This window comes from Streptomyces sp. NPDC058534, assembly GCF_042717365.1.
In the GTDB taxonomy this organism is placed as follows: Bacteria; Actinomycetota; Actinomycetes; order Streptomycetales; family Streptomycetaceae; genus Streptomyces.
In genome coordinates, this window is record NZ_JBHXNW010000117.1 from 1 (window position 1) to 11,251 (window position 11,251).

An 11,251-nucleotide genomic window follows, 5' to 3' on the forward strand; every position below is an offset into this window, starting at 1 on the left:
ACCCTCGGGGCTCCCCCCCCTCCTCACAGGTGTGCCCCCGGTTTGGGGGGGGTTTTCTTCCCCCCCAACCCCCGCGGGGTGGGGGGGGCCTTTTCCCCCCCACCCCCCCCCCCACGGCCCGCCCTCGTCGTTTTTTCCGCGGCTTCGCCGTCGGCGGGACGCCTACCGGAAGGCCGCGGCGTTGCGGGCCGCCCAGGCCGCGAAGGAACCGGCCGGACGGCCGAGGAGCGCTTCTCGATGTCGGGGGCGACGCGTCGCTCCGAGGGGAGCGGCTCGCCGAGGATGTCGAGCGTGCCGTCGACGACCGGCTCGGGCATGAACCGCGCCATGTGCTCGCGGGCCTGCTCGCGGCTCAGCTCCAGGAACCGCACCTCCTCGCCCAGCGCCCCGGCGAGTGCCTTCGCCTGCGCGCGCGGGGTCACCGGTGTGGGGCCGGTCAGCTCGTAGGTCTGCCCCGCATTGACCTGCTCCCGCAACACCACGGCGGCCACCGCGCCGATGTCCGCCGGGTCCACCACCGGAAGGGCGACCTCGGCGAACGGCGCGTGCACCGTCCGCCGGGTGCGGACGGTCTCGGCCCACGCGTAGGCGTTGGAGGCGAAGCCGCCGGGCCGCAGGATCCTCCAGTCCAGGCCCGAGGAGCGCACCGCCTCCTCGAACTCCCGCAGCCGGCCGTGCGTCGGGGCCCCGGGACGGACGCCGGTGACCTGGGAGGAGAGCAGGGTGACCCGGCACACCCCGCCCGACCGGGCCACGTCCAGGACCTCGGTGGCGGGTGCGCCGCCGCCGAGCAGTTCCCCGGCCGGCAGGAGGAAGAGTGCGTCCGCGCCGGTCACGGCGGCACCCAGGGTCGACGGGTCGGCGAGGTCGGCCCGGACGTGCCGGGCGCCCTCGGGAAGGTCGTAGGAAGGGGCGTTGCGTGTGACGGCCGTCACTCGCCCGCCCGCGGCGGTGAGTGCCGCGACGAGGGGGCGGCCGACGTTTCCGGAGGCCCCCCGCGGCGCGGGGACCGAACCGGAACTGGCATGTCCGGTCTCCCCGGTGCTCGACATCGTCTTCAGCCGCTGGACCACGCCGATCCTGTGGGCACTGCACGAGTACGGGCGTCAGCGCTTCGTCGAACTCCAGCGCAACATCGGCACCATCACGCCCAAGGTGCTCACCCAGCGGCTGCGCCGGATGGAGCGCGACGGGCTGGTCGAGCGCACGTGCCACGCCGAGGTGCCGCCGCGGGTGGAGTACGAGATCAGCGACCTCGGGCGCAGCCTGGCGCCGATCTTCGCCTCGCTCGTCGAGTGGTCCGCCGAGAACCTGCCGGAGGTCGAGCGGGCGCGGCGGGAGTTCGACGGCGCGGACGAACCCGTCGCCGTCATCCGGCGGCGCGGGCCCGCCGGGGCGGCAGCAGGGTGAGCAGCAGAGCCGCCGCGGCCGCCGTCACCGGGATGCCGTAGGCCGCCGCGGCCGACGTGTGCTCCACCGCCCAGCCGCCCGCCGCGCTGCCGCAGGCGATGCCGCCGAGGAGACCGGTCACCGCGAGGGTCATGCCCTCGTTCAGGCGGCCCTCCGGGGTGCGGTGCTGGACCAGCGTCATGGTGGTGACCATGGTCGGGGCGGTCGCCATCCCGGCGATCAGCAGGGTGAGCGCCAGCAGCGGCAGGGAGCCGGTGAGCGACGCCGCGAGCAGCGGCAGCGTCAGCAGGGCCGTCATCGCCGCGACACACCACGGCAGCCGGTGTTCGGCGGGTCCGGCCGGTTTCGTCGCGCCGTACAGCAGGCCGGCCGCGCAGGAACCGGCCGCCTGGAGCGCGAGGACCACCCCGGCCGCCGCGCGGTGGCCCTGTGTGTCCGCGAACGCGATGGTGACGACCTCCATGGCCCCGAACACCCCGCCCATCGCGAGGCACACGACCAGGAGCGGCGGGATGCCCGGGGCGCGGAGGGGGGCCTTGGCGGTCGGGCGCGGCCGGGCCGCCGGGGGCTCGGTCGAACGCTGGGCGGTGAACAGCAGCATGCCGCTCACCAGGAGCACCACACCGACGAGCGTGCCCGCCTGCGGGAACAACGCCGTGCACAGGAAGGCCGCGAGGACCGGCCCGAGCATGAAGCACAGTTCGTCCGCCGCCTGTTCGAAGGAGTTCGCGGTGTGCAGCGCGTCGGCGTCGCCCTTCAGCAGGTGGTTCCAGCGGGCGCGGGCCATGCCGCCGGTGTTGGGGGTCGTCGCGGTGGCGGCGTACGCGGCGAAGAGGGTCCAGGCGGGCGCGCCGTACCGCACGCACAGCAGCAGGGCGAGCGAGCCGAGGGCGGCGATCAGGGTGGCGGGCACGGCGACGCGGGCCTGCCCGTGCCGGTCCACGAGCCGCGCGGTCCACGGGGCGACGAGGGCGGTGGCCGCCAGTCCCGTCGCGGTGACGGCGCCGGCCAAGGCGTACGAACCACGGGTGCCGGCGATCATCACGACCGCGCTGACGCTGAACATGCCCATGGGCAGCCGCGCCATGAGGTTCCCGAGCGTGAACGCGCGGGCGCCGGGTGTGGCGAGGAGCCGCCGGTACGGGCCGGGCGGCCGGCGCCGGGTGCGCGGGCGGAAGTCGGCGGCGACCAGGGTGTCGGCGGTGACGGCGAGGAAGACAACGAGAGGGGCTTGCGGGGAAGGGCGTTCGAAGGTCGGTTGCGGCATGCACCTACCGTGGCCCGGAGGCGATCAAGGGGTCCAACACCTACTCCGTCGCCATTCACGCATCCCTGTTGTAAGTTCACCGGATGCCCGCACCCGCCCACCTCGACCCCCGCCTCCTGCGTGCCTTCGTCACCGTCGCCGAGGACCTGCACTTCACCCGCGCCGCCGCCCGGCTGTACGTCGCCCAGCAGGCGCTGAGCCGGGACGTACGGCGCCTGGAGCGGGAGTTGGGCGCCGAGTTGTTCGTGCGGACCACCCGGCAGGTGACGCTGACCGCCGACGGCGAGCGGCTGCTGCCGTACGCCCGGCGCGTCCTCCAGGCGCAGGACGAACTCCTGGCCGCCTTCGGACAGGCCCGCCCGCTGCTGGTCGACCTCAACTCCCCGGGGCTGGTCACCGGCCGCCTCGTCCTGGAACGGGCGCGCGAACTCGCACCCGGCGAGGAGCTGATGGCGCGCTACGAGAGCGGACTGACGTACGCCGCCGCCGAAGTGATCGCGGGCCGGATGGACGCCTCCTTCGGCCGGTTCGCGGGCCTGCCCCCGGCGCTGCGGGCCGGACTCGGTCACCAGCCCGTCCGCCACGAGCCGATGGCGGTCGTCCTGCCGGAGGACCATCCGCTGGCCGGGCTGGACGAGGTGCCGCTCTCCGCGCTCGCCGGGGAGCGGGTGTACGCCGGGGCCGGCAACCCGCGCACGCCGGAGTGGACCGACCTCGCGCACCGCCTGTTCGAGGGACGCGGCATCGACGTGGCGCCACCCCTTCCGCTGGCGATGGGGGAGGAGGAGTTCCGGCGGATCATGGACAGGACGCGCCATCCGATCCTGGCGGTGGTGGGCTTTCCGGCCATGGCATCGACCGTCGTACGCCCGCTCGTCGATCCCGTGCCGCTGTCGCCGGTCTCACTGGTCTGGCGAAAGGGACTGGTGCACCCCGCGCTGGACGCGTTGCGCCGGGCGGCGGCGCAGGTCGCGGCCGAAAAGGGCTGGCTCCGGGCTCCCGCCGGGGGATGGATTCCGGCCGCCGACAGCGCTGTGATGTCCGCCCACAATTGACACGCGGCAACCACGGATCCTCCGCGTGCGCTACATTCTCTGCCTGAGCACGGTGTGATACAGGGGGCGCTCGAACCTGGTGGGGGCCGGTTCGGCCGACGAGTGCTCGGAGTCGTGTGCGCACCCGGAAGTGTCCCGTGGGGGGAAGTGCGCACGCGTGAAGAATTGGCAGAAAGACGCCCAACCGGAGTGGCCCGAGGTCGAGTCCGGGGTTCGTGATCTCTCGGAGGCAAGACCGGATGCTGACGCCACCGAGGTGCTTCCGCCGACCCGCTCCTTCCCACCCGCGGGAGAGTCTCCGATGACCGCGCCGACGTCCGGCGGGTCCTGCCCGGGATGGTTCGGAAGCGGTCCGGGTGACGGCGCGCGCCGCCAGGGGAGTGCCGGCAACGGCGAGACGGAGATACCCGGTTCCCGAATAGGCCGGGCGCACCACGGCCCTGACGCCTTCGGCCGGCAGCCGCGCATAACCTGGGGCAACACCGACGCGGCCGCCCCGGCGACTCCGGTCGCCCCCACCACCGCGGTCACTCCGGTCGCCCCGGTCACTCCGGTCGCCCCGACCACCCCGGTCGCCCCGACCACCCCGGTCAATTCGACCACCCCGGCCCCTCCCGTCCCCCTCCTCCGCGACCCCTGGCAGGAGACCACGGACGAAGACGCGCACGCGGACGGCGACGCCCCGGACGCCCCGCACACCCACGACCCGCACGAGGTGACGGTCCAGCTCGACGCCGTCCTGCTCGGCGACGGTGTGCTCCACCGGGCCGACGGCGGGCACCGCGGAAAGGGCCAGGAGAGCTCCGACGGACCGGTCTTCGTCGACGCGTCCGGCCGCCGCAGCCGCCTCTACCGGCGCCTCGGCATTCTCGTCGGCGTCGCCTGCGCCGTCTACGCCGTCGTCATCGTCTCCACCCTGATGTCCGGCAACTCCAACGCCCCCTGGATGCCCGTGCCGGGCCAGGAGGAGGGCAAGCCCGCCGGCCAGGTCGACACCACCCCGCTGCCCTCGCAGACCGGGCCGCCCGCCGCCACCGGCACCGGCGCCCCGCAGACCGGCGCAACCGCCGGCCCCGGCGCGACCGGCACACCGGGCGCCGGAGTCCCCGCGCCCGGCACCACCTCGGGCACCGTGACGCAGCCCGGCACCAGCGCCGACGCCGGCGCGACGGAGACCGGGACCGACGAGAAGCCGGGCGGCGGGGGAACGACGGCCCCGGACCCCACGGGGACGACCCAGGCGCCGCCGCCCGCCACCACCGACCCGTCCGCGTCGACGGGCGGCGGCGACACCACCGTCGACCCGACCGCGCCCACCGGCGGCGCCACCACGGGCTCCGACCCGGGCGAGGGCGGCGCCAACGCCAACGGCTCGGGCGACACGCCTCCCCTCGCGGGGGCCGCCGGCGCGCCCGTCGTCGCAGGTCCGGGCGACACCTCCACGTCCACGACCCTGTCCCCGGAGACCACCCTCTGATGGCATCCCGCACCCGCCGTCACGGGGCGGCGCGCAGCCCCCGAGTGCGCTCCCGCCGCCGCCTGCCCCTGCGCCTGCTGCTCCCCCTGCTCCTCCTGGTCGCCCTGGCGGCGATGCTCATGCTGCGCGGCTACGTGCACAGCGAGATACTCGCCGACCACCGCGTCCAGGAACCCGCGCCGACCACCCACGTGCCCGAGAAGATCCTGGAGGGCGGCCCGGTCATCGACGCCCGGGGCGGCCGCACCGAGAGCCTGAGCGTGCCCGACCACCGGCTCGTCCTCACGTTCGACGACGGCCCGGACCCGACCTGGACCCCGAGAGTCCTCGACGTGCTGAAGAAGCACGACGCGCACGCGGTCTTCTTCGTCACCGGCACCATGGCCTCCCGCTACCCGGACCTCGTCGAGCGCATGGTCGACGAGGGCCACGAGGTGGGCCTGCACACCTTCAACCACCCCGACCTCTCCTTCCAGTCCAAGAAGCGCATCGACTGGGAGCTGTCGCAGAACCAGCTGGCGATCACCGGCGCGGCCGGCGTCCGCACCTCGCTCTTCCGCCCGCCCTACTCCTCCTTCGCCGACGCCATGGACGACGAGTCCTGGCCGGTCACCGAGTACATCGGCAGCCGCGGTTACATCACCGTCGTCAACAACACGGACAGCGAGGACTGGAAGAAGCCCGGCGTCGACGAGATCATCCGCCGCGCCACCCCGCACGGCGGCAAGGGCGCCATCGTCCTGATGCACGACTCCGGCGGCGACCGCCACCAGACCGTCCAGGCCCTGGACCGGCTCCTGCCCGACCTGAAGGCGAAGGGCTACGAGTTCGACAACCTCACCGAGGCCCTGGACGCGCCCAGCGCCATGAGCCCGGTGACCGGCGCCGAGCTGTGGAAGGGCAGGGCGTGGGTCTTCCTCGTCCAGGCCTCGGAGAAGCTCACCGACGTCCTGGTGGTGGGCCTGGCGATCATCGGCACGCTGGTCATCGGCCGCTTCGTGCTGATGCTGCTGCTCTCCGGCGTCCACGCCCGCCGGGTCCGCCGCAAGGGCTTCGGCTGGGGACGGGCGGTCACCGGACCGGTGACGGTGCTGGTCCCGGCGTACAACGAGGCCAAGTGCATCGAGAACACGGTCCGTTCCCTCATGGAGAGCGACCACCCGATCGAGATCATCGTCATCGACGACGGCTCCACCGACGGCACCGCCCGGATCGTGGAGGGCCTGGGCCTGCCGGGCGTCCGGGTGATCCGCCAGCTCAACGCGGGCAAGCCCGCCGCCCTCAACCGGGGCCTGGCCAACGCCCGGTACGACATCGTCGTGATGATGGACGGCGACACCGTCTTCGAACCGTCCACCGTCCGCGAACTCGTCCAGCCCTTCGGCGACCCGAGGGTGGGCGCCGTGGCCGGCAACGCGAAGGTCGGCAACAAGGACAGCCTCATCGGCGCCTGGCAGCACATCGAGTACGTGATGGGCTTCAACCTGGACCGCCGGATGTACGACATCCTCGGCTGCATGCCGACCATCCCCGGGGCCGTCGGCGCCTTCCGCCGCTCCGCGCTGGCGCCCATCGGCGGCATGAGCGACGACACGCTCGCCGAGGACACCGACGTGACCATGGCGCTGCACCGGGCCGGCTGGCGCGTCGTCTACGCCGAGAACGCCCGCGCCTGGACCGAGGCCCCCGAGTCCGTCCAGCAGCTGTGGTCCCAGCGCTACCGCTGGTCGTACGGCACCATGCAGGCCATCTGGAAGCACCGCCGCGCGGTGATCGAGAAGGGCCCCTCGGGCCGCTTCGGCCGCGTGGGTCTGCCCTTCGTCTCCCTGTTCATGGTGCTGGCCCCGCTGCTCGCCCCGCTCATCGACGTGTTCCTGCTCTACGGCATCGTCTTCGGCCCGACCCAGAAGACGATCGTGGCCTGGCTGGGCGTCCTGGCCATCCAGGCGGTCTGCGCGGCCTACGCCTTCCGGCTGGACCGGGAGCGGCTGACACCGCTCATCTCGCTGCCGCTCCAGCAGATCCTCTACCGCCAGATCATGTACGTGGTGCTGCTCCAGTCCTGGATCACGGCCCTCACCGGCGGCCGGCTGCGCTGGCAGAAGCTGCGCCGCAGCGGCGGCGTGTCCGCGCCGCCCGGCGGCGGTGCGGCGGCGGCCGGCGGCGGTGCGGCGGCCGTGCCCGCCCCGCGGTCCGGCGCCATGGACGGGAGGCCGGTCGGATGACCACCCCGCCCTACGGCCCGGCCCGGCCCGTCCCCGCCCCGACCGCCACGCCCCGGAAAGCCCCGCACGTGACCGCACCACCCCCGTACGCGCCCGTCGGCACGGACACCGCCACCGCCGCGCCGCTGCTGCCCCAGCAGAAGCAGGCCCGGCGGGCGCCCGTCCGGGACCGGTACTTCGACCTGCTGCGGGCCGTGGCGCTCTTCCGCGTGGTCCTCTACCACCTGACGGGCTGGGCGTGGCTGCCCGTGCTGTTCCCGTCCATGGGCGTGATGTTCGCCCTGGCCGGCAACCTGATGGCCCGTTCCCTCAAGCGCCCGGCCGTCCAGGTCGTCCGCGGCCGCATGCGCCGCCTGCTGCCGCCGCTGTGGCTGCTCGGCACGGTGGGCGTGACCGGCATGCTGCTCCAGGGCTGGGGACCCAACGACGACGGGCACCCCGGCTGGTGGTGGCTCCACCTCACCTTCTGGATCCTGCCGCTGAGCGACCCGCCGTACGCCGAGGGCCTGTCCGGCATCCACGGGCTCCTGGGCGACGACTGGGCCTCGGAACTCGCGGGGCCGCTCTGGTACATCCGCGCCTACCTCTGGTACGTGCTGCTCTCCCCGCTGCTGCTGCGCGCGCTGCGTGCCCTGCCGTGGCCGACGATCCTGGCGCCGATCGCGCTCTCGGCCGCCTTCCAGTTCGGCTACCTCGACCTGCCGGGCGAGCGGATCCCCTCCGGCCTCACCGACTTCAGCACCTTCGGGGCCTGCTGGATCCTGGGCATGGCCCACCAGGAAGGCGTCCTGAAGCGGCTCCCGCGCTACGTCGTGCCGTCGGTGGCCCCGCTGATCGGTGTGCTCGGCCTCTGGTACGCCTTCGCGGAGGGCTTCAAGTCCGGCTACGACCTGGACTCCATCCCCTTCGCCCAGGCCGTCTGGTCCTTCGCGACGGTGCTGCTGCTCCTGCACGTCAGCCCGTCGTGGACCGAGTGGCCACGCCGGCTGCGCCGCTGGGACCGGGTGGTCACCCTGCTCAACTCCCGCGCGGTGACGATCTACCTGTGGCACAACGTGTGCATCCTGATCGCGGCCACCGTGTGGGACCGGCTGTGGGGCTTCGACGTCATGGACGAGCACTTCTCCTGGCTCCTGGAGAGTCCCTGGCCGGTCCTGGTCCTCGCCTGGCTGCTCATCGGGAGCTGCGTCGTCTGGTTCGGCTGGATGGAGGACGTGGCCGCCAAGCGCAAGCCGCAGCTGTGGCCGGACGGTGGCAGGAGCGCCGCGGGCCGGCGGCCGAGGGCCCGGGCGGCGCACCGGGGCTGACGACCGTCGTACCGGCGTGCGAGACTGCACCGGTTGCGCGAGTGAACACGGTGGCGTGAGCCGGTCAGGGGGAGCAGGCGGGATGAGCAAGCGGCAGACGCAGAAGATGCTGCGGTTGATGGCGAGCGGCGAGCCGGTCGAGCTGACCAGCCCGATGGCGTCCGTGAAGAAACTCGCCAAGCTCGCCTTCGTCGCCCAGCAGTTCGGCTACGAGTACGCCGACGCCCGGCAGGGTGGCGGGAGCAACGGCTCGCTCACGATGCTGCTCGTGCCCGACCCGAGCCCGCAGGCCCGCGCCCGTGCCGCGCAGAACTGGGCGCAGTACCCGAACGCGGGCGACGGGGTCTCGGTGCCGCCGCTCGTGCCGGACGCCTTCGAACTCCTCAAGGCGCGGATCAACTTCGACCTCACCGGCAAGAGCGCCGAGAAGCGGATGGGGTACGGCGCGCTCGGTGTCACCATCGGCTGTGTGGTCCTCGCCTACCGCTCGGGCGGCTCGTCCGACGACTTCGTCGTGGCCGCGGTCATCTGGCTGGCCGTCCTCGCCATCCTGGGCGTCGGCTTCCTCGTCACCCGCAAACGCAACGCGAGGTTCGCGGCCCGGTTGCAGGCGGCGGGGTTCGTCCCGACGGCCGACGAGACCGGGCGGGTGCGGTACCTGCCGCCCGGCGGGCAGCTTCCGGGACACGGGAACCCGTTCGGCGGGGCGCCGGGAGGCCACGCCGCGCCCGGTGGCTACGGCGCTCCGGGTGGCCAGGGCGCTCCCGCGGGCTACGGCACCCCCGGCGGTTACGCGCAGCCGGCTCCCGCCCAGTACGCCCAGCCCCAGCAGCCGTACCCTCAGCAGCCCTACGCGCCGCCCCAGGGCCAGCAGCAGCCGTACCCGCCCCAGCCCGCTCCCCAGCAGCAGCCCTACCCGCAGCAGCAGCCCTACCCGCAGCAGCAGCCGTACCCGGAGCAGAACCCGCACTGGCAGCCCCAGCACCCCCAGGGCTGACCGGCGCGACCTCTCACCCCGCACCGGCGGCGGGTGAGAGCAACGTTCCCTTCCGGTCATCCACAGCCCCACCGGCTCGAAACGCGCCCTTCCTACCTTCGGGGCAACCGAGCTGTGGAGCACCGTGGAGGCGTCATGACTTTCCCAGGCGGCCGCTGGATCGAGTACTGGGATCCGGAGGACGAGACCTTCTGGAAGGAGACGGGGGAGCGGACCGCCCGGCGGAACCTGTTCTTCTCCGTGCTCTCCGAGCACATCGGGTTCTCCGTCTGGACGCTCTGGTCCGTGCTGGTCCTCTTCATGGGGCCGGAGTACGGGCTGACACCCGCCGACAAGTTCCTGCTGACGTCCGTGGTGACCCTCGTCGGCGCCGTCGTGCGGGTGCCCTACACCTTCGCCGTCGCCGTCTTCGGCGGGCGGAACTGGACGATCATCTCCGCCGGGCTCCTGCTCGTGCCGACCGTCGCGGCCTTCACCGTCATGGAGCCGGGGACGTCCTTCTCCACCTTCCTCCTGGTCGGGCTGCTGGCCGGCATCGGCGGCGGCAACTTCGCCTCCTCCATGACCAACATCAACGCCTTCTTCCCGCTGCGCAAGAAGGGGTGGGCGCTCGGCCTCAACGCCGGGGGCGGGAACATCGGCGTGCCGGTCATCCAGCTGACCGCGCTCGCGATCATCGGGGCGAGCGGCGGGCCGCGGGTGCTGCTCGGCATCTACATCCCGCTGATCCTGGTGGCCGCCGTCCTCGCCGCCTGCTTCATGGACAACCTCGCCTCCGTGAAGAACGACACCGGGGCCGCGAAGGACGCCGCGCGGGACGCCCACACCTGGATCATGGCGGTGCTGTACATCGGCACGTTCGGCTCGTTCATCGGCTACAGCTTCGCCTTCGGGCAGGTGCTCCAGACCCAGTTCGGGCGGGCCCCGCTCCAGGCGGCCTACCTGACCTTCATCGGCCCGCTGCTCGGCTCCCTGATCCGGCCGCTGGGCGGCAGGCTCGCCGACCGGTACGGGGGCGCCCGCATCACCCTGTGGAACTTCGTCGCCATGGCCACCGCCACCGCCGTGCTCGTCGCCGCCAGCATGGCGAAGTCGCTCGGGCTGTTCGTCGCCGTGTTCGTGGTGCTGTTCGTGCTCAGCGGGCTCGGCAACGGGTCGACGTTCAAGATGATCCCCGGGATCTTCCAGAACAAGGCGCTCGGCAAGGGGCTGACGGGCGAGGCGGCGGTGGCGTACGGGCGGCGCCTCTCCGGTGCCTCCATGGGGCTGATCGGCGCCGTGGGGGCGCTCGGCGGCGTCGCCATCAACCTCGCCTTCCGGCAGTCCTTCCTCTCCTCCGGCTCGGGCACCGGCGCCTTCGTCGCCTTCCTCGCCTACTACGCGGTGTGCTTCGCGGTCACCTGGGCGGTATACCTTCGCCGTCCGGCCCCCCCGGGGCCCGACGAACCCGCGGGGCCGGCGGGCACCAAAGCCCCGCGCAACAACGCCGACGTGTTACGTAACACATGTGAAC

Annotated in this window: 9 protein-coding genes; 7 read left to right on the forward strand and 2 right to left on the reverse strand. The window is 73.2% G+C overall.

From position 1 onward, the window contains the following. Positions 1–23 precede the first annotated feature (23 nt). A complete protein-coding gene (locus ACFWR9_RS40125) occupies positions 24–935 on the reverse strand; it encodes an SDR family oxidoreductase (RefSeq protein WP_383851860.1) in 912 nt (303 codons plus the stop codon). 106 nt (positions 936–1,041) lie between these two features. Here ACFWR9_RS40125 and ACFWR9_RS40130 point away from each other — a divergent pair, with 106 nt between their 5' ends. Then, the gene (locus ACFWR9_RS40130) at positions 1,042–1,410 is read left to right on the forward strand and encodes a winged helix-turn-helix transcriptional regulator (RefSeq protein WP_383851863.1); all 369 of its coding nucleotides are present in this window, start codon (positions 1,042–1,044) and stop codon (positions 1,408–1,410) included. Here ACFWR9_RS40130 and ACFWR9_RS40135 read toward each other — a convergent pair. Next, positions 1,370–2,677: an MFS transporter gene (locus ACFWR9_RS40135; RefSeq protein ID WP_383851866.1), complete on the reverse strand. Its 1,308-nt coding sequence runs from the start codon at positions 2,675–2,677 to the stop codon at positions 1,370–1,372. The two genes, ACFWR9_RS40130 and ACFWR9_RS40135, sit on opposite strands and share 41 nt — an antisense overlap. Before the next feature lie 83 nt (positions 2,678–2,760). Between ACFWR9_RS40135 and ACFWR9_RS40140 the strand changes: the two genes are divergently transcribed. From ACFWR9_RS40140 to ACFWR9_RS40165, 6 genes are all read left to right on the forward strand, one after another. Further along, a complete protein-coding gene (locus tag ACFWR9_RS40140) occupies positions 2,761–3,732 on the forward strand; it encodes a LysR family transcriptional regulator (RefSeq protein ID WP_383851869.1) in 972 nt (323 codons plus the stop codon). A gap of 301 nt (positions 3,733–4,033) precedes the next feature. Further along, a complete protein-coding gene (locus ACFWR9_RS40145; RefSeq protein ID WP_383851872.1) occupies positions 4,034–5,209 on the forward strand; it encodes a hypothetical protein in 1,176 nt (391 codons plus the stop codon). Next, positions 5,209–7,434 carry a polysaccharide deacetylase family protein gene (locus ACFWR9_RS40150; protein ID WP_383851874.1) on the forward strand — a complete coding sequence of 742 codons (2,226 nt, stop codon included), beginning with the start codon at positions 5,209–5,211 and terminating at the stop codon, positions 7,432–7,434. Before ACFWR9_RS40145 ends, ACFWR9_RS40150 begins: the two co-directional genes overlap by 1 nt. Next, on the forward strand, positions 7,431–8,741 hold the full coding sequence (locus tag ACFWR9_RS40155) for an acyltransferase family protein (RefSeq protein ID WP_383851877.1): 1,311 nt from the start codon (positions 7,431–7,433) through the stop codon (positions 8,739–8,741). The genes ACFWR9_RS40150 and ACFWR9_RS40155 overlap by 4 nt, the downstream gene beginning before the upstream one ends. Positions 8,742–8,823: 82 nt before the next feature. Further along, complete coding sequence (locus tag ACFWR9_RS40160; protein WP_383851880.1) at positions 8,824–9,738, forward strand: hypothetical protein; 915 nt, start codon at positions 8,824–8,826, stop codon at positions 9,736–9,738. A 135-nt stretch (positions 9,739–9,873) separates the two neighbouring features. Next, the coding region (locus tag ACFWR9_RS40165; RefSeq protein WP_383851882.1) for a nitrate/nitrite transporter at positions 9,874–11,251 on the forward strand (1,378 nt) is incomplete at its 3' end.

What these genes read in the sequence shown, in the direction of transcription:
- ACFWR9_RS40155 (WP_383851877.1), top strand. Translation starts at nt 7,431, where the DNA reads ATGACCACCCCGCCCTACGGCCCGGCCCGGCCCGTCCCCGCCCCGACC.
- ACFWR9_RS40140 (WP_383851869.1), top strand. Translation starts at nt 2,761, where the DNA reads ATGCCCGCACCCGCCCACCTCGACCCCCGCCTCCTGCGTGCCTTCGTC.
- ACFWR9_RS40145 (WP_383851872.1), top strand. Translation starts at nt 4,034, where the DNA reads ATGACCGCGCCGACGTCCGGCGGGTCCTGCCCGGGATGGTTCGGAAGC.
- ACFWR9_RS40135 (WP_383851866.1), bottom strand. Translation starts at nt 2,677, where the DNA reads ATGCCGCAACCGACCTTCGAACGCCCTTCCCCGCAAGCCCCTCTCGTT.
- ACFWR9_RS40150 (WP_383851874.1), top strand. Translation starts at nt 5,209, where the DNA reads ATGGCATCCCGCACCCGCCGTCACGGGGCGGCGCGCAGCCCCCGAGTG.
- ACFWR9_RS40160 (WP_383851880.1), top strand. Translation starts at nt 8,824, where the DNA reads ATGAGCAAGCGGCAGACGCAGAAGATGCTGCGGTTGATGGCGAGCGGC.